This is a genomic window from Pseudomonas sp. AC016 (assembly GCF_979253365.1).
In genome coordinates this window covers 3,731,900-3,754,720 of the sequence record NZ_CEEDCC010000001.1, presented here as the reverse complement: position 1 = coordinate 3,754,720, position 22,821 = coordinate 3,731,900, and the positions used below count along the sequence as shown (strand labels likewise).

The window sequence follows — 22,821 nt, the reverse complement described above, 5'->3', positions numbered from 1 at the left end:
GTTTCTCACGAAACACACCATTATCCTAACATCCTCGCGCCTGCCGACGCTAAGTTCAGGCAGGGCGTACAACACAGGTTCATATTCACGGATGAATATTTCAACCCGCAGCACTTTACCGGCGGCGCCCTCGATCGGCGATCCGCAACCCACTCACGAATTCACCCTCGACAACGGCCTCAAGGTCATTGTCCGCGAAGACCACCGCGCGCCCGTTGTCATTTCCCAGATCTGGTACAAAGTGGGTTCCAGCTACGAAATGCCGGGGCAGACCGGTCTGTCCCACGCCCTTGAGCACATGATGTTCAAAGGCAGCAGCAAAACCGGGCCAGGCGAGTCTTCGCTGATCCTGCGCAGCCTCGGTGCCGAACAGAACGCGTTTACCAGTGCCGACTACACCGTCTACTACCAGGAGCTGGCTTGTGATCGCCTGAGCGTAGCGCTGGAGCTGGAAGCAGATCGCATGGCAACCCTCACGTTGCCAGCCGACGAGTTCAGCCTCGAAATCGAAGTCATCAAGGAAGAACGGCGCCGGAACACCGATGACGTTCCGAAGGCCAGGGCCCTGGAGCGTTTCAACGCTCTCGCCTTTCCCACCAGCGGCTATCACAACCCGACCATTGGCTGGAGGGCTGACCTTGAGCGCATGAAGGTCGAGGAACTGCGTCACTGGTATGAAACCTGGTACGCGCCTAACAACGCCACGCTGGTGGTGGTAGGTGACGTTCAGCCGGACGAAGTCAAGTCACTGGCAGAACGTTTTTTCGGCCCCATTCCTCGCCGCGAGGTGCAGCCGTCGAAAAGACCGCTGGAACTTGCAGAACCGGGCGAGCGCAAGATCACCCTGCTTCTCGACACCCCGCTGCCCAGGCTGTTTTATGGCTTCAATGTGCCTGGCCTCGTCACAGCTGAAGATCAGCGCTCGGCCTGCGCCCTGCGCATGATTGCAGCATTGCTGAGCGGTGGTAACGGCACACGTCTTCCAGTACAACTTTTACGTGGAGAAGAACTGGTGTCCGCAGCCTCTTCAAGCTACGACGCGTTTACTCGGGGCGACAGTCTGTTCACGATCAGCGCCATCCCCAACATCCAGAAGAAGAAAACCCTGTCTGATGTCGAGGCAGGCATCTGGCGCCTATTGGATGATCTGAAGACCACGCCACCATCCACTGATGAGCTTGAACGTGTCCTGGCACAGGTTATTGCAAACCTGGTTTACGAGCGTGACTTGATAAGCAGCCAGGCCACCACACTCGGCAAACTTGAAACGATCGGTCTGCCCTTGAAATTGATGGACGACGAGCTGGAATCCCTCCGGAACGTGACGCCGCAGGACATCCAGAATGCCGCCAACACCTACTTTATCCGCGAGCGCCTCAGCATCGCGCATGTGCTGCCTGAGGAGAAAGCCCAATGATCAAGCACAACGCTCCACAACAGACGCTGCCCGGCCTGATTCCTGCCGGAACCTTCATCTCTCCACCCGCCATGGACGGCGATGCAACCAGACAGCCTCTGGGTAGCAAACTAGAGACACTCAAGGAACTCGATCGCAATAAGTCAGCTCGTCGCGCGTTGAATATCCAGAGCTGGAACACCGCAGAAGGTGTCAAAGTACTGTTCGTGAAGGCCAACGAACTGCCGATGTTCGACCTGATTCTGACCTTCGCAGCAGGCAGTGGCCAGGATGACGAGACACCGGGCATTGCCGCAATGACCAATTACATGCTCAAAGAAGGCGTCGACGGCAAGGACTCCAGCGAAATCGCCCGGATCTTTGAGGGTCTTGGAGCCAAGTTTCAGTTTGACGCTGGGCCCTATCATGACAAAGCCACGGTTTGTCTGCGCAGCCTGAGTGCGGCGGAAAAGCTTGAACCGGCCTTGAAACTCTTCAACGAAATCATCGGCAAACCTGGCTTCCCTAGCGATTCGTTGACGCGCCTGAAGAGCCAGATGCTCACACGTATCAAGAATGAGAAGCTGGAGCACCGTTCCATTGCCTGGGATGAGCTTTACAAGAACATTTACGGTGATCACCCCTACGCCCATCGAACCGACGGTACTGAAAAAAGCATCACTGCAATAACTGCAGAGCAATTAAAGGCATTTCATGCCAAGGCCTATGCCGCTGGCAATGCGGTGATCGCCATGATGGGGGATGCCTCCAGAGAAGAAGCCGAGGTTATCGCGGCCCAGGTTTCAGCCTCGCTGCCAAAGGGTCCCGCACTGACGAAGGCTGGCGATCCTGTCAAATCCAAGGCAGGTTCGACGCATTTCGAATTTTCTTCCAGCCAGACGCAGATTTTGCTGGGCCAGTCGGGCATAGCGCGTAACCACACTGACTATGCCGCGCTGATGGCGGCCAATTCGATACTGGGCGGCAACGGTTTCGGCAGCCGCCTGATGACAGAAGTACGTGAAAAGCGCGGCCTGACCTACGGCGTCTGGTCCAGTTTCCTTACCAAGAGAGCCCCTGGCATTTTCATGATCGAGTTGCAGACCCGCGCCGAGATGAGTGAAAACACCTTGAAGCTGGTTCAGGAGATTGTGCGCGACTTCCTGGCCAATGGACCGACCCAGAAAGAACTGGATGACGTCAAACTCGGAATCACCGGCAGCTTCCCACTGCAGGTAGCTGGCAACGGTGCGATCGTTGCCAGACTGGCCGACATTGCTTTCTACGACCTTCCTCTTTCACACTTCGATGGCTACATGACAGCCATCCGGGAGTTGACGGTCGAGCAGGTAAGGACGGCCATGAGCAGGCACCTGAGTGCTGACAACATGATTGTGGTTACGGTAGGCCCGACTGTGCCGCAGGAAGAGCTGCCTGTACCGACACAGAACGGCTGACGTCTCAAACAGTCAGCGTCAAAGCGCACTGACAGCTATAGAGATATGAGGCTGTCTAACTGGTCTTACCCTTTCCATCAGGTTGCTGACCTGAACCAGCAATCTGATGGAAACTGGCGCTGGGCTTTCTCCACCCCAGCCTCATTCAGAATCAGATTGCCGCACGCCAACAGAGCGACCCTGAAAGATTCTGACATGCAAAAAAAGCTACATTCCGGGCTGCCTGCTCACGGGGCAGCCCCTTCTACGGCTATCTTTCAGCTTCGCTTCAAACACGCTTCACTCGCATTTGGCCTGTGAAGGCTGTTTCTCATGCGAACGGACCAGTATCCTAATACCCCCGCGCCTGCCGACGCCAAGTTCACGCAGGCCGTCCTACAGGTTCAAACCACGAATGAATGTTCTAGCCCGCCGTGCTGCAGGCCTGCTGTTCAGCACAATCTGTTTGCCGCTGACAGCATTGGCCGCCGATCCGCAACCGACTCATGAATTCACCCTCGACAATGGCCTCAAGGTCATTGTCCGCGAAGACCACCGTGCGCCTGTGGTGGTATCCCAGATATGGTACAAGGTCGGCTCAAGCTACGAGACGCCTGGCCAGACCGGTCTGTCCCATGCCCTGGAACACATGATGTTCAAAGGCAGCAGCAAGACCGGACCGGGCGAGTCTTCGCTGATCCTGCGCGATCTGGGCGCAGAAGAGAACGCGTTCACCAGCAATGATTACACCGCCTATTATCAGGTCCTGGCCAGTGATCGCCTGGCCGTCGCGCTGGAACTTGAAGCCGACCGCATGGCGACCCTTAAGCTGCCGCCCGACGAGTTCAGCCGCGAGATCGAAGTCATCAAGGAAGAGCGCCGCATGCGCACTGATGACAAGCCGCTGGGCAAGGCACTGGAACGCTTCAACGCGCTGGCCTACCCGGCCAGCGGCTATCACACACCGACCATCGGCTGGATGGCAGACCTTGAGCGCATGAAGGTCGAGGAATTGCGTCACTGGTACGAAGCCTGGTACGCACCGAACAACGCCACACTGGTGGTGGTCGGCGACGTCAAGCCGGATGAGGTCAAGGCCCTGGCTGAACGCTTCTTCGGCCCCGTCCCGCGTCGTGACGTGCCGCCGTCCAAAAAACCGCTTGAACTGGCCGAGCCCGGTGAGCGCAAGATTACCCTGCATGTCAAAACCCAACTGCCGAGCCTGCTTTACGGCTTCAACGTGCCCAGCGTGGCCACGGCGGAAGATCAACGCTCGGTCAATGCACTGCGCCTGATCGCAGCACTGCTCGACGGCGGTTACAGCGCGCGCATTCCATCGCGCCTGGAGCGCGGCGAAGAAGTGGTGTCAGCGGCATCATCGCGCTATGACGCCTTTGCCCGTGGGGACAGCCTGTTCATGATCAGCGCCACCCCCAACGCCCAGAAGAAGAAAACCCTGGCCGATGCTGAAGCCGGTATCTGGCGCCTGCTGGACGACCTGAAAACCAAGGCACCTTCCGCTGAAGAGCTGGAACGTGTCCGGGCGCAGGTCATTGCAGGCGTGGTCTACGAGCGCGATTCGATCACCAGTCAGGCGACCATGATTGGCGAATTGGAAACCGTCGGCCTGTCCTGGAAACTGATGGACGGAGAACTGGAAGCCCTGCAGAGCGTGACGCCCCAGGACATCCAGAAAGCTGCCAACACCTATTTCACTCGCGAGCGCCTCAGCATCGCGCACGTTCTGCCTGAGGAGAAAGCCAAATGATCAAGCGCAACGCTCCACGTCATGCGCTGCTTGGCCTGATCCTGGCCAGTACCTTCATCGTCCAGCCTGTCATGGCGGATGAAACTGCCGCACAGCCACTGGGCAGCAACCTGCAAACGCTCAAGGAACTGGATGGCAAGGCGCCCGCTCGCCGCGCGCTGAACATCCAGACCTGGAACACTGCCGAAGGCGCCAAAGTGCTGTTCGTCGAATCCCGCGAACTGCCGATGATCGACATGCGCCTGATCTTCGCCGCAGGCAGCAGCCAGGATGAGAAGACTCCCGGCATCGCCCTGCTGACCAACGCCATGCTCAACGAAGGCGTCAAAGGCAAGGACGTCAGCGCTATCGCCCAAGGCTTCGAAGGCTTGGGCGCCGAGTTCCAAAACGGTTCCTATCGCGACATGGCCGTCACCTCGCTGCGCAGCCTGAGCGCACCCGACAAGCGTGAGCCTGCCTTGAAGCTGTTCAGTGAAGTCGTCGGCAAGCCAACCTTTCCAGCCGACTCGCTGGCCCGCATCAAGAACCAGTTGAGCGCCAGTTTCGAGTACCAGAAGCAGAACCCCGGCACTATCGGCAGCAAGGCGCTGTTCGAGAAGCTGTACGGCGACCATCCCTACGCGCACCCGAGCGATGGCGACGCCAAAAGCATCAACGCCATCACCCTGGCTCAGCTCAAGGCGTTCCATGCAAAAGGCTATGCGGCTGGCAATGCGGTAATCGCGCTGGTAGGTGATCTTTCGAAGGAAGAAGCCCAGGCCGTTGCTGCAGAAGTTTCGGCGGCGCTGCCAAAAGGCCCGGCACTGGCGAAAGTTGCCGACCCGGTCGAACCCAAGGCGGGTGTCACGCACATCGAATTTCCCTCCAACCAGACGCTGCTGATGCTGGCCCAGCTGGGCATCACGCGTACCGACCCGGACTATGCCGCACTGACCGTCGGCAACTCGGTCCTTGGCGGCGGCGGTTTTGGCAGTCGCCTGATGACCGAAGTGCGCGAAAAGCGCGGTCTGACCTATGGCGTTTCGTCCGGCTTCAGTGCCATGCAGGCTCAAGGGCCGTTCATGATCAACCTGCAGACCCGCGCCGAGATGAATGAAAACACCTTGAAGCTGGTACAGAGCATCGTGAAGGACTTCCTCGCCAACGGTCCGACCCAGAAAGAACTCGACGACGTGAAGCGCGAACTGACCGGCAGCTTCCCGCTGACCGCCGCCAGCAACTCCGCCATTGTTGCTCAACTGGGCGCCATCGGCTTCTATGATCTGCCGCTGACCTACCTCGAGGACTACATGACCGCCGCCCAAGGCGTGACCGTCGAGCAGGTCAAGGCCGCCATGAGCAAGCACCTGGATGTCGACAAGATGGTAATCGTGACCGTCGGCCCGACCGTGGCGCAGAAAGAACTGCCTGCGCCGACCGATAAAACCACTCGTCAACCTGCCGGGGTTCCAGAGCACTGATGGCCAATCCACGTCCGAAGGGCCATAACGGCCTGGGTCAGCTTCGTATCATCGGCGGCGAATGGGGCAGTCGCAAACTGACCTTCCCCGACGCCCCCGGCCTGCGCCCGACACCTGATCGCGTGCGCGAAACCCTTTTCAACTGGCTGGCGCCTTATATCGCGGGAGCCAGGGTGCTGGATGTATTTACCGGCAGTGGCGCGTTGTATTTCGAAGCGCTGTCCCGCGGTGCAAGCATGGGCCTGGCGCTGGACAGCAACGCCACGGCCATCGCCAGCCTGCGCCAGAACCTGACCGCACTGAACTGCACCACCGGCCAGGTTTCCCAGACCGATGCACTGCGCCACCTGGAAACCGCCGAGGCATCGCCGTTCGATGTGGTGTTCCTCGACCCGCCCTTCCACCAGGGCCTGCTGGCCTCGGCCTGCAACCTGCTGGAAACCCGCGGCTGGCTGGCGGATCACGCCTGGATCTACACCGAAAGCGAAACGCCGCCCTCGACCACCGGCCTGCCGGGCTCCTGGCGGCTGCATCGCGAGAAAAAGGCCGGTCAGGTGCACTACGCGCTTTGGCAACGGGGATAAGGATTTTAGATCTCGTTGCCTCTCTTGGGAAAGTCCACTTCGAGGACTGCGTTCTCGCAACCGGAGTGGACAGAGCAACACACTGCTTTGCATGGAAAGGCTGAGTATGTCTTGTGAAGCGGATCTAAGCGCCACTTACACAAATCAGGGAATCACCCTACACCGGATTCGTTGATCCGCCATCGCATTTTATAGTCATATCCCCCTCCACCATTACAGGTTTGAACGATAAGCGAGGGCTGGATATGGATGTAACAAGCAGATCATTCGCACGCCAATTGCGGAGCGTGATGTATCGCATCACAATGGCGCATTGATCATCAGCTGGAACCATAAAGGACTAAAAACCTTTTTTGAAACCGGCTCTACGAGTGGAATCCGCGCAGATCATTCCAGGCGTATTGCTCACGTTTTGACACTGTTGAACCACGCGTCAACGCCGGACAACGTCAATATTCCTGGCTGGCGCCTTCATCCACTCAAAGGCGACCTGTCCGGATTCTGGTCAATCACCATCAATGCCAATTGGCGAGTGATTTTTCGTTTCGCAGGAACAGATGTCGAATTGGTCGACTATCTGGATTACCACTGAAAGGAGGTCCATATGGAAATGTTCAACCCCCCCCATCCGGGCGAAATTCTGCTCGAAGAGGTGATACCGGGTCTGGAAACCACTATCACAGAATTTGCGAGCCATCTCGGGTTCGCCAGAGAAACTCTATCGAGGATTCTGCATGGGCATGCGCCCGTAAGTCCGGATCTGGCTGTGAGGCTTGAGCGGGCCGGTATCAGTAGCGCGCGCCTCTGGCTGGGCATCCAGGCAGACTACGATTTATGGCAAGCCGAGCATCGAGAGCAGCCGCCTATACAGCCATACGCCAGAATCAGTTGAACGCCACCGGCTATCAGATGATTGCGTGACGTTCAATTCCCATTATCGAACCACTCGACCAACCCCCTCTTACATCCCGTGCCACTTAGTGGCAACGTACAACCTGTCAGCCACTGAATTCATCGATGAGCAAGACCGTGCCTAACAGCCCCACCTCTCGTTTTCATGTCAATCCATTCGTACCGGCATCCGGCCTGGGCAATCCGCATCTGCAGACCCTGTGGGGGCCGTTGTGGCGCAAGCGGACGTTGCTGGCGCGTACGCGTGAGCGGATGTGGCTGAAGGACGGGGACTTTCTCGACATGGACTGGCACGGGCCGCATCAGGTCGATGCACCACTGGTGCTGGTGCTGCATGGCCTGACTGGCTCGTCGAACTCGCCGTATGTGGCGGGACTGCAAAAGGCGCTGGCGACGCAAGGCTGGGCGAGTGTGGCATTGAACTGGCGCGGCTGCTCGGGCGAGCCGAACCTGCTGTCGCGCAGCTACCACTCGGGGGCCAGCGAAGACCTGGCGGAAGTGATTGCGCACCTGCGGTCGTTGCGCCCTCTCGCGCCACTGTACGCGGTGGGCTATTCACTGGGCGGCAATGTGCTGCTCAAGTATCTGGGCGAGTCGGGTGCGAACAGCGAGTTGCTGGGTGCTGTGGCCGTCTCCGTGCCGTTCCGGCTGGACGAGTGCGCCAATCGCATCGGGCAGGGATTTTCACGGGTCTACCAGCGGCATTTCATGCGCGAGATGCTGGCTTACATTCGTGACAAGCAGACCCGCTTCCAGAGCGAAGGGCTCAGTGAGGGCCTTGCCGAGCTGGCGGCACTGGGTTCACTGGAAAACATGCGTACCTTCTGGGATTTTGATGGTCGGGTAACGGCGCCACTGCACGGCTTTACCGATGCCCAGGACTATTACCGCAAGGCCTCGAGCCGCTATTACCTGGGGCAGATTCAGACGCCGACGCTGATCATTCAGTCAGCAGACGACCCCTTCGTGTTCCCGCACAGCCTGCCTGACCCTGAAGAACTTTCATCCTGCACAGAGTTCGAGCTGCAGGCGAAGGGAGGACATGTGGGATTCGTCGATGGCTCGCTGCGCACCCCCGGTTATTACCTTGAGCGGCGGATTCCGCTATGGCTGGGCATCGCCCACGAACGCGACAACCCCTACACGAACTGAAGGAGCAGGCTCAGCCTGCTCCAGTGGCCACTTCGCGCTCGGGATCAACGATCCACTCACTCCACGATCCTGCATACAGCGTTCCCAGTGGATAACCCGCCAGACACAAGGCGAACAGATTGTGGCAGGCCGTGACGCCAGATCCGCAATAAGACACCAGACTTTCCACAGGTCGACCTTGCAGTTTGTCGGCGAACCGCTGTTTGAGCTGCTCGGGCGGCAGAAAACGTCCGTCAGGCCCAAGGTTCTCGTTGAACGCCACACACTGCGCACCGGGGATATGCCCGGCGACCGGATCGATCGGTTCGACTTCGCCCCGAAAGCGGGCTTCGGCACGGGCGTCGATCAGCGTCATTTCCGGACGACCGAGACGCCCCTGCAGACGACTGGCACTGAGCACCAGCGACATGTCCGGCTCGCCAGTGAAATCTCCTGGCTCGCCGCCCGGCGCATCCAGACTCAGCGGCAGCCCTGCCGCATGCCAGGCCTTGAGGCCACCGTCGAGCAGGTACACGCCCTCGCACTTGCCCAGCCATGCCAACAGCCACCATGCGCGAGCGGCGTACATGCCGGGGCCGTCGTCGTAGAGCACGATATCGCTGTCATTGCTGATGCCCCATGCCCGGAGACGCTCCACCAGCGTGTCGGAGTCTGGCAGCGGGTGGCGGCCAGTCCTGCCCTTGACGACCGGACTGCTGAGGTCACGGTTCAAGTCTGCAAAACGGGCGCCTTCGATATGGCCCTGTGCATAACTTCGCTGCCCGTAATCCGAGTCTTCCAGAGCGAACCTGCAATCGAGAATCACCAGCCCTGGCCTTTGCTGACGTGCCGCCAGCTGTTCAGGACCAATCAGTTGCGCGATGGACATGACAAACTCCTGTGACAGAAAACCGGATAATCAGGCACCTCACTTCGCACTCATACCAGCACCTTGTGCAACGGCGCGTGAAACGCCTGACACAACGCATCGAATGCCTCACGAGCCTGCGGTGCGATGAAGCCTGACTCCAGCATAAGCACTTGATAGACACCGCGTCGAATGGCGTCTTCGTTCAAATGTTCGGAATTTTCCCGCGCCGTACACAGAAAGCGCACCCATGACGTCAGCACAATCCAGGTATTGAGGCTGGTCCATTCAATCTGCGACTCATCCATCTGCAGAATGCCTGCGTCGATGAAACCTCGATAGATAGCCATCGCCTGAACCAGGCAGCGCTGGGAAAACGATCGATAGCGCGCCGCCAGCTCGGGATCGGCACCCAACAGATGCTCCAGATCACGGTGCAGAAAACGGTAGCGCCACATGCCATCGAGTATCGCCAGAAAATAATCGCGCTTGTCCTCGATGCTTGGCAGGCGATCCTGGGTGGGCATCAGGAAGCTTTTTACCAACGCCTCGTACTGACCGAACAGCTCGGCGATGATCGCCTGCTTGTTGGGGAAGTGGTAATAGAGGTTGCCCGGCGAAATCTCCATGTGGGCCGCAATGTGATTGGTCGTCACATTGCGCTCGCCTTGCTGATTGAACAGCTCGAGGCTGACCTGAACGATACGCTCACGGGTTTTAGTGCGTGGTGCCATGCTTGCCTGAACCGCTCGAGTACTGATGAGATGTTGCCGATAGTAGCGCAAGCGCATCATCGGCGAATATCACGCGCTCTGATTGCCAGCTATCGTTCATGCAAATGTTGACTTTATAGAGTAATGACTCTAGAAATTCCCGTTAATTACTCACCGGAAGCGACCATGCTGGCGGAAAACACTCTTCATCAGGATGAGCAGGCGCTCCAGTCAATGCATGCAGCCTTTGCGGCGCAGCAGCGCGCCTTTTCGGCCAACCCGATGCCGCCTCCGGGGCAGCGTCTGCAATGGCTCAAACACCTGGAAAAGATGATCAGCATCCATAAGCAGGAGCTGATCGAGGCCATCGATCAGGATTTCGGCCATCGCAGCGCCGATGAAACGCTGCTGGCCGAGTTGCTGCCGAGCCTGCTGGGGATCCGCGATGCACGCAGGCACCTGAAACGCTGGATGAAATCCTCGCCACGCCACGTGGGCCTGGCGTTCCAGCCAGCCTCTGCCAAGGTCGTCTACCAACCGCTGGGCGTGATCGGTGTCATCGTGCCGTGGAATTACCCGCTGTTTCTGGCCATAGGCCCGCTGATCGGCGCGTTGGCGGCAGGCAACCGGGTGATGCTGAAACTGAGCGAGTCGGCACCTACCACCGGCGCACTGCTCAAGCGTCTGTTCGCCCTGACATTTCCCGAAGACCTGATCACCATCGTGCAGGGCGAAGCCGAGGTCGGCATGGCGTTTTCGCGCCTGCCATTCAACCATCTGCTGTTTACCGGCGCGACCAGCGTCGGCAGGCACGTGATGCGGGCAGCGGCCGAAAACCTGACACCGGTCACATTGGAACTGGGCGGCAAGTCGCCCGCTATCGTGTCCCATGACGTCCCCCTTGAAGACGCCGCCGAGCGTATCGCTTTTGGCAAGACACTTAATGCAGGCCAGACCTGCATCGCGCCCGATTACGTGCTGGTGCCAGAGGAGCGTCTGGCCGGGTTCGTCGACACCTACCGGCAGGCGGTCAAACGCTTTTATCCGACGCTGATCGATAACCCGGATTACACATCGATCATCAATCAGCGCCAATTCGACCGGCTGACCCGCTATCAGGAAGATGCCGTCAGTAAAGGCGCAACCCTTATCCCACTTTATGACCAAGGCCAGGGTCGGCGAATGCCGTTCAGCGTGCTGTTGAACGTCAGTGACGAGATGCTGGTCATGCAGGACGAGATTTTCGGCCCCCTGCTGCCTGTTGTGCCATACAGAAACATCGAAGATGCCTACGCCTACATCAATCAACGCCCTCGCCCGCTGGCGCTTTACTACTTCGGCTACAACAAGGCAGAACAGCAGCAGGTGCTGGAGCGAACCCATTCCGGAGGCGTGTCGCTCAATGACACCTTGATGCACGCGGCTCAGGACGATTTGCCGTTCGGCGGTGTCGGGTCTTCAGGCATGGGCCATTACCATGGTCATGAAGGCTTCATGACGTTCAGCCAGGCCAAGGGCGTGTTCGTCAAACAGCGCATCAACGCGGCGCGACTGATTTATCCGCCATACGGACGTGCGATTCAACGCTGGGTTTATAAACTCTTTTTGCGCTGATCAAAAAAAGCACTGCAAGCCTGTAAACAGGGCTTTTTGAGCCGAAAATGGCCGATAATCGGCGCAATACGACCTTTGATGCCCGCTGCGCGGCTTGGCCCATCGGAAAGGCTGCGATACCATCCGAGTCCCACAACGGACTCCGACCAGGACGACGCGATGAACCGAGTGTTGTACCCAGGCACCTTCGACCCTATTACCAAGGGCCATGGAGATCTGGTCGAGCGAGCCTCGCGCCTGTTCGATCAAGTGGTCATTGCCGTTGCCGCCAGCCCGAAGAAAAACCCGTTGTTTCCTCTGGAACAACGCGTTGAGCTGGCCCGCGAGGTCACCAAACACTTGCCGAATGTGGAAGTCGTAGGCTTTTCGACGCTGCTCGCGCACTTTGCCAAGGAACAGAACGCCAACGTTTTTCTGCGCGGCCTGCGCGCTGTGTCGGATTTCGAATATGAGTTCCAACTGGCAAACATGAACCGCCAGCTGGCACCGGACGTCGAGAGTCTGTTTCTCACGCCATCGGAGCGCTACTCGTTCATTTCCTCGACGTTGGTGCGTGAAATCGCGGCGTTGGGCGGCGATATCACCAAATTTGTGCATCCTGCAGTCGCCGAAGCACTGACTCAGCGGTTCAAGCGATAACACATCGCAGGAACGTGCAGGTGCAACCTGAGGACTAATGCGGCACAATTCGCGGCATTGGTTTTCATGTGCCCCGGCGTCGGCCGCGGCAGGAGCATTTCATGTCCCTTATCATCACCGACGATTGCATCAACTGCGACGTCTGCGAACCCGAGTGCCCGAACGAGGCGATTTCACAAGGCGAGGAGATCTACGTAATCAATCCGAACCTGTGCACCGAATGCGTGGGCCACTACGACGAACCCCAATGTCAGCAGGTCTGTCCTGTGGACTGCATCCCTCTGGATGAAAATCACGTCGAGAGCAAGGAACAGCTGATGGACAAGTATCGGATCATTACCAGCAAAGTGGTTTGATCAACGTTTACTGCTGCTTGCCATAACCATCGCCCGTACACCCCAGACAACGCACGAAAGCCGACTTGCCAGGGTCGACTACCAGTGCCTTGGCGGTCGCCTTGAAGTTTCCGCCTGCGGCCGCAAACGGCGCTGCTATCACGAACAGACCTGTTCCGATCACGGTGGCAGCAATCAACAGCGGTCGCGCGATGAGCAGATCGCCCACCATGGCGAACACGGGCGGGTTCTGGATGGTGTAGACCGGGTTTCCGCTGCCTTCGGCGACTTCCGCTGCAACGGCGGGCAAAGCCTGCAGGCCGAAGAACAGCGCCAGCATGGCAGCAAGAATACGAAACGGGCTCATAGCGTGGTCCTTCAGGCGTGGCGTAAGGGTCTGCCCATCACTATAAACAGCGATGGGGGTTAAGCAAGTGGCCCTGATGTTTCAGACCTTGTTCTGCTGTCAGCGCTGACACTTCGGGCAGTACACACTCGCGCGCTGACCCAGTTTGATTTCACGCAATGTGGTGCCGCATACCTTGCACGGCTGGTCGCCGCGCCCGTACACAAACAATTCCTGCTGGAAGTAACCCGGCTTGCCATCGCCACCGATGAAGTCGCGCAGCGTGGTGCCTCCCCTCTCGATTGCATAGGCCAGAATGCGCTTGATCTCAATCGCGAGCTTCAGGTAACGCGCCCGGGAAATACTCTTCGCCTCGCGGCGCGGGTCGATCCCGGCAGCAAACAGCGCTTCGGTCGCATAGATATTGCCTACGCCGACAACCACCGCGTTATCCATGATGAAGGGCTTCACCGCAATCGACTTGCCTCGGGAGCGCTCATAGAGACGCTCGCCATCGAACAGGTCGGTAAGCGGCTCCGGCCCCAGACGAATCAACAGCTCGTGCGCATGCGGATCGAGACTCCAGAGCATCGCACCGAAGCGTCGAGGGTCTGTGTAACGCAAGGCCAGGCCCGACTCCAGTTCAATGTCCACGTGTTCATGCTTGAGCGCGGGCAGCCCGGCCTCGACCAGACGCAGGTTGCCCGACATGCCCAGATGGCTGATCAGGGTCCCGACCTCCGCCTGGATCAACAGGTACTTGGCGCGGCGATTGACCTGAACGATGCGCTGCCCGGAAAGGCGGATATCGAGGTCTTCGGGGATCGGCCAGCGCAGACGGCTGTCGCGCACGATCACGCGGCTGACGCGCTGCCCTTCGAGATGGGGCGCGATGCCGCGTCGGGTGGTTTCGACTTCTGGTAATTCAGGCATGGATAACTCGGTCGTGCGGAAAGGAAAAACGGGCGATGAGCAGTATCAGTGCGCGCCCAGCTCGCGGATGCTTTCCCTCAGGTATTCAAAGTCGTATCCGGAAAGGCCGACGTAGTCCAGCACCAGTGCACCGATGCTTTCCCATTCGTGATCCTCATCCTGATTGCCGAGCACGCGATAGGACTGGCAGATGTGTTCGGCCATCTTCAAAGGGGCCAGCAGGTTCTTGAGTGCCGCATTACGGCTGGAGTCGTCCTGGAAGATCGTCAGGGCGTTGTGATGATTGGCAATGGCTTCGGTGACATGATCCGGCAGTCGCCATGACTTGGCCGTGTAATAACCGACCACCGAATGGTTGGTGTCGAACGCCGTGTTTTCGGTATCCACCACACGGCTTTCAGGCCCGGCATTGGCATAGGCGCTTTCAAGCACAGTCATGTAGTCAGGGAAACGCTTGATCATCAGCGGAATGCCACAGTCATGAAACAGACCCAAGGCGTAGGATTCATCCACAGCCTGCGAGCCGATCCGCTTGGCCAACGTCAGACTGGTCATCGCCACGTCCTGAGCGGTGTCCCAGAAACGGTTGAGGGTCACGATGGTTTCATCGCTCATCTCACCCTTGATCGACTGGGCATTGATCAGGTTGATGACGGTGCGACTGCCCAGCAGATTTACCGCCTTCTGGATCGAGGCGATCTTGTTGGACAGGCCGTAATGAGGCGAGTTGACGATTTTCAGCAGCGCCCCGGACAGGCCCGGATCCTGAGCGATCAGCCGCGCAATCACGCCCAGATCAGGGTCTGGCATGTACTGTTCCATCTGCAGATCCACCATGATCTGCGGCTGCGGGGGCACACTGATGCCCTGCAACGCTTGCTGGATCTGCTCGGAAGTTAGCTCTGGAGGCATAGGTCTTTACTCGAAGGCATAACGGGATTCTGCCCGCTCATCAGGCAACGGTCCATCACCTTCGTTGCTGATTTTCCCGGAACTTTGGCTTACAGACAGCTTCGGACTCTGTGTAACCGACGCAGGCTTGGCCTCACAAAGGCCAGCAATGCGCCATCCCTAGGCACGAGACTGGAGGACCCATGTCAAACGCACTGAATGGTAAACGCATCGCAATTCTTGTAACGGATGGTTTCGAGCAGGTAGAACTGACCGGCCCAAAGGAAGCTCTTGAGCAAGCGGGTGCCACCGTAGAAATCCTTTCCAGCCAGGACGGCAACGTCAAAGGCTGGAATCACGACAAACCGGCTGACGACTTTCAGGTGGACGGCACCTTCAAGGCTGCCAACGCGAGCAATTACGATGGCATCGTTCTGCCGGGCGGCGTGCAGAATTCCGACACCATCCGTCTGGACAGCGACGCTCAGCAGATCGTCAAGGATGCCAGCGCATCCGGCAAACCGCTGGCGGTTATCTGCCATGGCGGCTGGTTGCTGATCTCTGCAGGCCTGGTCAAAGGCAAGACCATGACCAGCTTCAAGACATTGAAAGACGATCTGGTGAATGCTGGCGCCAACTGGGTTGACCAGGAAGTGGTCACCGACGGCAAGCTGATCAGCAGCCGCCAGCCCGATGACATACCGGCATTCAATAGCAAGCTGATTGAAGCGCTGTCGGCATAAACGGCGGTGTTAATTCTCGTCATCCCGGCGCGCAACCGGGATGACGCGCTATAATCCCGCTCTTTTTTCCGGAGCGACGTCATGTCCCTGCCTAGCTTGCGCCTCAAAGCCAACGCCGACCGTCGCCTGCGCGCCGGTCATCTGTGGGTCTACAGCAATGAAATCGATGTAGCCGCCACCCCTCTTCACGGGTTTGCGGCTGGCGATCAAGCCATTCTTGAAGCCGCCGGCGGCAAGCCGCTGGGCATCGTCGCCATGAGCCCCAACAACCTGATCTGCGCCCGCCTGCTGTCGCGCGACGTCAAGTTGCCGCTGGACAAGTCACTGCTGGTTCACCGCCTGAACGTGGCGCTGTCGCTGCGTGATCGCCTGTTCGACAAACCTTTCTATCGTCTGGTCTACGGCGACTCGGACCTGCTGCCGGGTCTGGTGGTGGATCGTTTCGGTGACATCCTCGTCGTGCAAATGGCCTCGGCCACCATGGAACACCATAAGGACGACGTGATTGCTGCATTGGTCCAGGTGCTCAAGCCAAGCGGCATCCTGTTCAAGAACGACTCGGCCGCCCGCGATGCCGAAGGCCTGAATCGCTATGTCGAGACCGTGTTCGGTCTGGTTCCGGAGTGGGTCGCGCTGGAAGAAAACGGCGTGCAATTCGAAGCGCCGGTCATGGCCGGCCAGAAGACCGGCTGGTTCTATGATCACCGCATGAACCGTGCGCGCCTGGCACCTTACGTCAAAGGCAAGCGCGTGCTGGACCTTTACAGCTACATCGGCGGCTGGGGGATTCAGGCTGCTGCCTTCGGTGCCAGCGACGTCACCTGCGTCGATGCGTCCTCCTTTGCCCTCGACGGCGTGGAGCGCAATGCCGCCCTGAACGGTTTTGCCGAGAAGCTGACCTGCATCGAAGGTGATGTATTCGAGGCGCTTAAAGAGTTGAAGGCAAGCGAAGAGCGTTTCGACGTGATCGTGGCCGACCCGCCTGCGTTCATCAAGCGCAAGAAGGACATGAAAAATGGCGAAGGTGCCTACCGTCGCCTGAACGAGCAAGCCATGCGCCTGCTCACCAAGGACGGCATTCTGGTCAGCGCCTCGTGCTCGATGCACCTGCCGGAGGACGACCTGCAAAACATCCTGCTGACCAGCGCCCGCCATCTGGACCGCAATATTCAGCTGCTGGAACGTGGTGGCCAGGGCCCGGATCATCCGGTGCACCCTGCAATTGCAGAAACACGTTATATCAAGAGCATCACCTGCCGACTGTTGCCCAACAGTTGATCGACTGACCGGGTCGGCTCTACTCCGACCCGGTGCACGATGTCAGCTCAAGCCTGTCTTGAGCTGATCGCCCGCCATTGAAAAAACATCTCGATACACCCCTCCTCAGATGCGATAAACATGTATCGCACGTCGTCTTTGCGCACTGATAAATTGTCACCGTCCTGTAAGCAAACACCAACAAGATGCGAATCAGGACAACACTCAAAATGGACTTTGTTTAATTTAAATGGATTTAAATCATGACTGACTCTAAATACGTTGACTACATCCGCGACGACTTGAACAGGATGTCTGCTGACCAGCTGTCCAAAGGCCTGCTTTCTCCGGAAGGCGCAGACCTTATCCAGCGAGTCATCAATGCTCCAGTCGCCTCCGATGAAGACGGCATCACCATCGGTCGTTTCGTTATGCCGCTTCACGGCGGTGCCACTCTGATCCGCCTGTTTGTGATCCGCGGCCCGGAAGGCCAGCACATTCTTTATGTGCCTGAGCAGCCTGCCGCTCCAACCGATCGCATTTTCCATGAGAACCATGACTGGACTCGCACCGGTTATGTACTGGGTGAATTCCTGGGCAAACCGGGTGGTCTGGAATACATGCTGGACCTGGTGCCTGAAGATCAACGTGGTCAGGTAGCGGATTATTTCGAAGAAATCACTCGTCTGCCTTCCGCTTGGAACAAAAGCGCACTGGCCCTGCAAACAGTTGATGGCGAAACCTACCTGCATCAGATTCAGGCGATTGTGAATCGTTGATTGCCTGTTATCGACCTTGATGTAACAGCCGCTGACAGGGTTCTGTCAGCGGCTTCTTATTGAAATTGAAAATTAAGATCTTCTATACGCATCTGCTTTGTAGGAGCGCGCTTGCCCGCGATGAACGATGACGCAATATGGCTGAAAGACCGCGTGCCCCGATCGCGGGCAAGCGCGCTCCTACGGAACAATGTTTGCTGTGCGACAACGCTGTGCCAAAAAACAACCTCAAAGCCAGACAGCGTCCCAGAAAGGGTAATCGCCCACGTTGGTTACAAGGCCCGTCCTCAACGGATTCGCAACTATGTACCTTGCGGCCTTCAACACATCTTCTTCCCGCCTGATTGCCCTGTCGTGATATCCCTTTTGCCAAACCTTCAAAGGTCCGCCGCCAGCAGATACGATTGCCCTTGAGCTACCTCCCTTTACACGCCGCATCAGCATACCCAGACTGCCCGACTTCAATGAGACCAGCCAATGGAAATGGTCAGGCATCACAATCCACGCGAGCGTAACGACATAACCGTCATATTGTGCTTTTTGAAACTCTGCGACCATCAGGCGGCCATAATGCCAATTGTCAAACAAAGGACGACGACTATGAGTAACAGAGGTCAGAAGATAGATCTGACCAGACTCTGAAAAGCGCCCTTTACGTAAATCTGACCCTTGATTAGGTATCAGCATCCCGACCTTCCCTTTTCTGAGATCGTTAGCTTAGTAAAGCCAAGGCTTCAGCCTCCCGATTACCTGTTCCGAATATGTCCGCCAGCGCCCCCAGCGGTGTAGAATCGCTCCTATTCATCGCCAGTCATCCCCCGGCGGGTTTATGAGCTCAGGCCGAGTACACGGTGATCCCGTGGTTTTCGGTTTCTTCGCTGCATCCGGTCACTGCCGCCTGCGAGCGACGTCAATAGAAGCTCACTCCCTTCCTGATCAGCCTTATTTTTGCCGGAGTGCTCCAATGCCTGATTACCGCTCGAAAACGTCCACCCACGGCCGCAACATGGCCGGCGCTCGTGCCCTCTGGCGCGCCACGGGCATGAAGGACGAAGATTTCAAGAAACCGATCATCGCCATCGCCAACTCCTTCACCCAGTTCGTACCGGGCCACGTGCACCTGAAAGACATGGGTCAACTGGTAGCCCGCGAAGTCGAACGCGCCGGTGGCGTGGCCAAGGAATTCAACACCATTGCGGTGGATGACGGCATCGCCATGGGCCATGACGGCATGCTGTATTCGCTGCCGAGCCGCGAAATCATTGCCGATTCCGTGGAATACATGGTCAACGCCCACTGCGCGGACGCCATCGTTTGTATCTCCAACTGCGACAAGATCACCCCTGGCATGCTGATGGCGTCGTTGCGCCTCAACATTCCGGTGATTTTCGTGTCCGGCGGACCGATGGAAGCGGGCAAGACCAAACTGGCCAGCCATGGTCTGGATCTGGTCGATGCCATGGTCATTGCCGCCGACTCGAGTGCCAGCGACGAAAAAGTCGCCGAATACGAGCGCAGCGCATGCCCGACATGCGGTTCGTGCTCGGGCATGTTCACCGCCAACTCGATGAACTGCCTGACCGAAGCACTGGGTCTGGCGTTGCCGGGCAACGGTTCCGCGCTCGCCACTCACAGTGACCGTGAGCAACTGTTCCTGCAGGCGGGCCGCACCATTGTCGACTTGTGCAGACAGTACTACACCCAAAACGATGACTCGGTGCTGCCGCGCAACATCGCCAACTTCAAGGCGTTCGAGAATGCCATGACGCTGGACATCGCCATGGGCGGCTCGACCAACACCATCCTGCACTTGCTGGCCGCCGCTCAGGAAGCCGAGATCGACTTCGACCTGCGCCATATCGACCGCCTGTCGCGCAAGGTGCCGCAGCTCTGCAAGGTCGCGCCGAACATCCAGAAGTACCACATGGAAGACGTGCACCGTGCTGGCGGGATTTTCAGCATCCTCGGCGAACTGGCGCGCGGCGGTCTGTTGCACACAGACCTGCCGACCGTGCACAGCAAGACCCTGGCCGAGGGCATCGCGAAGTGGGACATCACCCAGACTGACGACGAAGCGGTTCACACCTTCTTCAAGGCAGGCCCGGCAGGCATCCCCACGCAAACCGCGTTCAGCCAGTCGACCCGCTGGGAGAGCCTGGATGACGACCGTGAAAACGGCTGCATCCGTAGCGTTGAGCACGCTTACTCGCAGGAAGGCGGCCTGGCCGTGCTGTACGGCAACATTGCACTGGATGGCTGCGTAGTGAAAACCGCAGGTGTCGATGAGTCGATCCACGTGTTCGAAGGCAATGCCAAGATTTTCGAAAGCCAGGACAGCGCTGTGCGCGGCATCCTCGCTGACGAAGTGAAGGCTGGCGATATCGTGATCATCCGCTACGAAGGCCCGAAAGGCGGTCCGGGCATGCAGGAAATGCTCTACCCGACGTCGTACCTGAAATCCAAAGGCCTGGGCAAGGATTGTGCGCTGCTTACCGACGGTCGCTTCTCGGGCGGCACTTCGGGTCTGTCCATCGGCCACGCATCGCCTGAAGCCGCTGCTGGTGGCGCAATCGGTCTGGTGCGCGATGGCGACAAGGTACTGATCGACATTCCGAATCGCTCGATCAACCTGTTGATCGACGACGCGGAAATGGCCGAGCGCCGTGCAGAGCAGGACAAGAAAGGCTGGAAGCCGGTCGAATCGCGCCCTCGCAAAGTAACCACCGCCCTCAAGGCCTACGCCCTGTTGGCAACCAGTGCAGACAAGGGCGCTGTGCGTGACAAGGCGTTGCTGGACAAGCTGGTGCCTTAAGCAGCATCGGTAATGCAAAAAGCCCGGCAGAGATGCCGGGCTTTTTGTTGGGCCAGTGGAACGCGTGTGCCCTTAAAAGCGGACGCGGAGCGTCCTGGGAGGCATTCCCACGCGGAGCGTAGGAACGATCAGCGTGATCTCAAGCACGCCGATCATGCCCATGCTTGTGCTCCGAGTTATACCCGAGTCTTGCTGCGACCACGGACTGTGGGAGGCGGCTTGCCGGCGATGCTTTTTCTGAAGCGACCTGTCAGTGACTGAACTGGCGCCATCGCCGGCAAGCCGCCTCCCACGGGGTATGCATTCAGTCAGTCACTTTCGTTTAGGCCCCCGTTTTGCGCGTCTTGCGGACTTGTGTATAACGCTGAGCGCAGAGCGTGGGGACGATCATCATCGTATTCCTCACTGAATCTCGTCCGGCTTGACGATCACCCAGTTCTTGTCGGCAGTTACCGGCAGCCCTTCCTTGGCCTGGGCTTTGGCGTTCTTCTTCATCATGCCGTTCAACTGCGTCATGTATTTGTCCTTGCGGTTGATCCACAAATGCACGCCGCCTTTGCTGACGTCGACGCTGTGGAACAGCATGTAGCCGTCGCTCGTCGGGGTATCACCGCCCACCAGCACCGGTTTTTTCCATTCATCGATGTAGGTCAGGATGGCCGCCTGTTTGCCAGCCATCCAGGTCGCAGGTGTCCACAGGTAAGGTGTCAGCTCCAGGCCCATGTTGCTTTTCGCATCATATTTGCCAGCCGTGATCTGTTTGCGCGCCGTGGTCAAGTCACCGGTTTTCCTGTCCTTGAGCAGCAGCGACACGCCGATCACGTTCTCTGGCTTGACGTTGTAGCCGTACTTGGGATCGGAGGCGACCATACGCACCAGCTCTTCGGAGGCTGCGGTCATCACATAGACGTCGATACCGTTTTCCATCAGCTTCTTGTACAGCTCGGTCTGCCCGGTGAACACGCGGGGCGGTTCGACATTCAGCTGTTTGACGGTATCGCCGTCGTAGTAGGTCGCAGGGATCGGCTTGTCGAGTGCCATCAGCTCATCCACATAGCCTTTGAGTTCCTTCAGGGTGAAACCGGAAAACACTTGGGCGACCCATGGATAGCAGACCATGTCGTCGACCTCGCAGAGGCGGTAGTAGTAACTGAACAGGCTTTCCTTGTGCTCGGCGGTGTCTTTGAACGGCATCAGTTTCAGGGAAGGATCAAGCTTCTCCCGGGTGATCAGGCCTTTATTTTCCATGTACGGCAACAGCGACTCTTCGAGGTCGAAGCGGTAGCTGGTGTTGTCCATGTCAAAGACTGCGTAGTTACCCTTGTTGGCGTTGGCGGCGATCATCGCATCGAGTGCTTTCGCGGCGGGCTCGGGCCAATGCTTCAATTCGGTGGCGGCAAAAGCCTGGCTGGCCAGCCCGACACAAAGTGCAGCAAACAGCATTTTTGGCGCGAGTTTCATGAGCGAAGTCCCCTTCTCAAAAATTCGAAGGGTCAGACCGTAACAAAATATTATGAACGCGAAAGTGCGCGAACGACCTTTGAGGCGTCAGAAGACGTCATTTACCCCATTGATCACGACAGCAAACCCAAAAACGACAGTTTTGTGACATTTTGTTTGCTGTCGCATCATCGCTGATGGTTCAGTCCCGTTCCCACACTTCGAAGTTGTAGCCGGGCTTGTCTTCGACAGCAGGGTTTTCAGTGTTGGAAACCAGCTTCCACTGCGTCTGATCGAACTCGGGAAACCAGGCATCGCCTTCCGGACTCAACGCCACACGCGTCAGATACAAACGATCCGCCTGAGCCAGACCCTGGGCGTACAATTGCGCACCGCCTATCAGCATGACTTCATCGACGCCCTGCTCGTGCGCCCACTGCTGGGCACGCGCCACAGCGGCGTCCAGCGAAGCAAAAACCTCGGCACCCTCAAGCTGAAGGTCTGTCTGGCGGCTGACCACCAGATTCAGGCGCCCCGGCAGTGGACGGCCCAGCGAGTCCCAGGTCTTGCGGCCCATGATGATCGGCTTGCCGAGGGTCGTCGCCTTGAAGTATTTGAAGTCCCCCGGCAAATGCCAGGGCATGGAATTGTCGACACCGATCACTCGGTTTTCACCAAGGGCGGCAATCAGGCTGAGGGGGAGATGAGTATTCATCGAGCGAGGATATCAGAGCACACGCAGCAAGCCACTGAACTGTTACACG

General features: G+C 58.1%; 22 protein-coding genes and 1 pseudogene. 15 read left to right on the top strand and 8 right to left on the bottom strand.

Annotation, left to right across the window (positions count from 1 at the left end; genetic code table 11):
* Positions 1 to 136: 136 nt before the first annotated feature.
* The 8 genes and pseudogenes from AC0IXS_RS16960 to AC0IXS_RS16925 form a co-directional block, all read left to right on the top strand.
* Positions 137 to 1,417, top strand: a pseudogene (locus AC0IXS_RS16960) (M16 family metallopeptidase); the annotation flags it as partial.
* Positions 1,414 to 2,853 carry a M16 family metallopeptidase gene (locus AC0IXS_RS16955; RefSeq protein ID WP_057409898.1) on the top strand — a complete coding sequence of 480 codons (1,440 nt, stop codon included), beginning with the start codon at positions 1,414 to 1,416 and terminating at the stop codon, positions 2,851 to 2,853. The pseudogene AC0IXS_RS16960 and the gene AC0IXS_RS16955, both read left to right, overlap by 4 nt.
* A 394-nt stretch (positions 2,854 to 3,247) precedes the next feature.
* Positions 3,248 to 4,600, top strand: coding sequence for a M16 family metallopeptidase (locus tag AC0IXS_RS16950; protein WP_004884410.1), 1,353 nt, complete (start codon positions 3,248 to 3,250; stop codon positions 4,598 to 4,600).
* Positions 4,597 to 6,060, top strand: a complete 1,464-nt coding sequence (locus tag AC0IXS_RS16945; RefSeq protein WP_471825225.1) for a M16 family metallopeptidase — start codon at positions 4,597 to 4,599, stop codon at positions 6,058 to 6,060. Before AC0IXS_RS16950 ends, AC0IXS_RS16945 begins: the two co-directional genes overlap by 4 nt.
* On the top strand, positions 6,060 to 6,644 hold the full coding sequence (gene rsmD / locus AC0IXS_RS16940; protein ID WP_057409738.1) for a 16S rRNA (guanine(966)-N(2))-methyltransferase RsmD: 585 nt from the start codon (positions 6,060 to 6,062) through the stop codon (positions 6,642 to 6,644). The genes AC0IXS_RS16945 and rsmD overlap by 1 nt, the downstream gene beginning before the upstream one ends.
* Before the next feature lie 313 nt (positions 6,645 to 6,957).
* A complete protein-coding gene (locus AC0IXS_RS16935; protein ID WP_057409737.1) occupies positions 6,958 to 7,236 on the top strand; it encodes a type II toxin-antitoxin system RelE/ParE family toxin in 279 nt (92 codons plus the stop codon).
* 12 nt (positions 7,237 to 7,248) lie between these two features.
* Positions 7,249 to 7,536: a HigA family addiction module antitoxin gene (locus AC0IXS_RS16930; protein WP_004884417.1), complete on the top strand. Its 288-nt coding sequence runs from the start codon at positions 7,249 to 7,251 to the stop codon at positions 7,534 to 7,536.
* Positions 7,537 to 7,661: 125 nt separating this feature from the next.
* Positions 7,662 to 8,708, top strand: coding sequence for a hydrolase (locus AC0IXS_RS16925; protein WP_122668654.1), 1,047 nt, complete (start codon positions 7,662 to 7,664; stop codon positions 8,706 to 8,708).
* Between the two features lie 10 nt (positions 8,709 to 8,718).
* Here AC0IXS_RS16925 and AC0IXS_RS16920 read toward each other — a convergent pair whose 3' ends face one another.
* Complete coding sequence (locus AC0IXS_RS16920; RefSeq protein ID WP_057409736.1) at positions 8,719 to 9,576, bottom strand: sulfurtransferase; 858 nt, start codon at positions 9,574 to 9,576, stop codon at positions 8,719 to 8,721.
* A 50-nt stretch (positions 9,577 to 9,626) separates the two neighbouring features.
* The gene (locus AC0IXS_RS16915; protein WP_004884420.1) at positions 9,627 to 10,289 is read right to left on the bottom strand and encodes a TetR/AcrR family transcriptional regulator; all 663 of its coding nucleotides are present in this window, start codon (positions 10,287 to 10,289) and stop codon (positions 9,627 to 9,629) included.
* Positions 10,290 to 10,454: 165 nt separating this feature from the next.
* Between AC0IXS_RS16915 and AC0IXS_RS16910 the strand changes: the two genes are divergently transcribed.
* The 3 genes from AC0IXS_RS16910 to AC0IXS_RS16900 all read left to right on the top strand — a co-directional run bounded on the left by AC0IXS_RS16910 (position 10,455) and on the right by AC0IXS_RS16900 (position 12,877).
* Positions 10,455 to 11,882 (top strand): coniferyl aldehyde dehydrogenase, encoded by a 1,428-nt coding sequence (locus AC0IXS_RS16910; protein WP_471825222.1) that lies wholly within the window; start codon positions 10,455 to 10,457, stop codon positions 11,880 to 11,882.
* Positions 11,883 to 12,041: 159 nt separating this feature from the next.
* Positions 12,042 to 12,521, top strand: a complete 480-nt coding sequence (coaD, locus tag AC0IXS_RS16905) for a pantetheine-phosphate adenylyltransferase (RefSeq protein WP_004884422.1) — start codon at positions 12,042 to 12,044, stop codon at positions 12,519 to 12,521.
* A gap of 101 nt (positions 12,522 to 12,622) precedes the next feature.
* Positions 12,623 to 12,877: a YfhL family 4Fe-4S dicluster ferredoxin gene (locus tag AC0IXS_RS16900; RefSeq protein WP_004884423.1), complete on the top strand. Its 255-nt coding sequence runs from the start codon at positions 12,623 to 12,625 to the stop codon at positions 12,875 to 12,877.
* Positions 12,878 to 12,884: 7 nt separating this feature from the next.
* Here AC0IXS_RS16900 and AC0IXS_RS16895 read toward each other — a convergent pair whose 3' ends face one another.
* The 3 genes from AC0IXS_RS16895 to AC0IXS_RS16885 all read right to left on the bottom strand — a co-directional run bounded on the left by AC0IXS_RS16895 (position 12,885) and on the right by AC0IXS_RS16885 (position 14,993).
* Complete coding sequence (locus AC0IXS_RS16895; RefSeq protein WP_057409734.1) at positions 12,885 to 13,223, bottom strand: hypothetical protein; 339 nt, start codon at positions 13,221 to 13,223, stop codon at positions 12,885 to 12,887.
* 99 nt (positions 13,224 to 13,322) lie between these two features.
* Positions 13,323 to 14,135, bottom strand: coding sequence for a bifunctional DNA-formamidopyrimidine glycosylase/DNA-(apurinic or apyrimidinic site) lyase (gene mutM / locus AC0IXS_RS16890; protein WP_004884425.1), 813 nt, complete (start codon positions 14,133 to 14,135; stop codon positions 13,323 to 13,325).
* Positions 14,136 to 14,180: 45 nt separating this feature from the next.
* On the bottom strand, positions 14,181 to 14,993 hold the full coding sequence (locus AC0IXS_RS16885; RefSeq protein ID WP_161987318.1) for an HDOD domain-containing protein: 813 nt from the start codon (positions 14,991 to 14,993) through the stop codon (positions 14,181 to 14,183).
* Between the two features lie 236 nt (positions 14,994 to 15,229).
* Here AC0IXS_RS16885 and AC0IXS_RS16880 point away from each other — a divergent pair, with 236 nt between their 5' ends.
* The 3 genes from AC0IXS_RS16880 to AC0IXS_RS16870 all read left to right on the top strand — a co-directional run bounded on the left by AC0IXS_RS16880 (position 15,230) and on the right by AC0IXS_RS16870 (position 17,805).
* Complete coding sequence (locus AC0IXS_RS16880; RefSeq protein WP_043305755.1) at positions 15,230 to 15,769, top strand: type 1 glutamine amidotransferase domain-containing protein; 540 nt, start codon at positions 15,230 to 15,232, stop codon at positions 15,767 to 15,769.
* Between the two features lie 81 nt (positions 15,770 to 15,850).
* Entirely contained in the window at positions 15,851 to 17,047 is a 1,197-nt protein-coding gene (locus AC0IXS_RS16875; protein WP_004884429.1) for a class I SAM-dependent rRNA methyltransferase, read from the top strand.
* 242 nt (positions 17,048 to 17,289) lie between these two features.
* A complete protein-coding gene (locus tag AC0IXS_RS16870; RefSeq protein ID WP_043305753.1) occupies positions 17,290 to 17,805 on the top strand; it encodes a dermonecrotic toxin domain-containing protein in 516 nt (171 codons plus the stop codon).
* Between the two features lie 228 nt (positions 17,806 to 18,033).
* Here the strand turns inward: AC0IXS_RS16870 and AC0IXS_RS16865 are convergent, their stop codons facing one another.
* Positions 18,034 to 18,492 carry an REP-associated tyrosine transposase gene (locus AC0IXS_RS16865; protein ID WP_471825217.1) on the bottom strand — a complete coding sequence of 153 codons (459 nt, stop codon included), beginning with the start codon at positions 18,490 to 18,492 and terminating at the stop codon, positions 18,034 to 18,036.
* A 277-nt stretch (positions 18,493 to 18,769) separates the two neighbouring features.
* Between AC0IXS_RS16865 and ilvD the strand changes: the two genes are divergently transcribed.
* Positions 18,770 to 20,617: a dihydroxy-acid dehydratase gene (gene ilvD / locus AC0IXS_RS16860; protein ID WP_057409731.1), complete on the top strand. Its 1,848-nt coding sequence runs from the start codon at positions 18,770 to 18,772 to the stop codon at positions 20,615 to 20,617.
* Between the two features lie 402 nt (positions 20,618 to 21,019).
* On the opposite strand, the gene AC0IXS_RS16855 is transcribed toward ilvD, so the two are convergent.
* The gene (locus tag AC0IXS_RS16855) at positions 21,020 to 22,078 is read right to left on the bottom strand and encodes an HAD family hydrolase (RefSeq protein WP_471825215.1); all 1,059 of its coding nucleotides are present in this window, start codon (positions 22,076 to 22,078) and stop codon (positions 21,020 to 21,022) included.
* A gap of 181 nt (positions 22,079 to 22,259) precedes the next feature.
* Complete coding sequence (locus AC0IXS_RS16850) at positions 22,260 to 22,772, bottom strand: dihydrofolate reductase (RefSeq protein WP_057409712.1); 513 nt, start codon at positions 22,770 to 22,772, stop codon at positions 22,260 to 22,262.
* Positions 22,773 to 22,821: the final 49 nt, after the last annotated feature.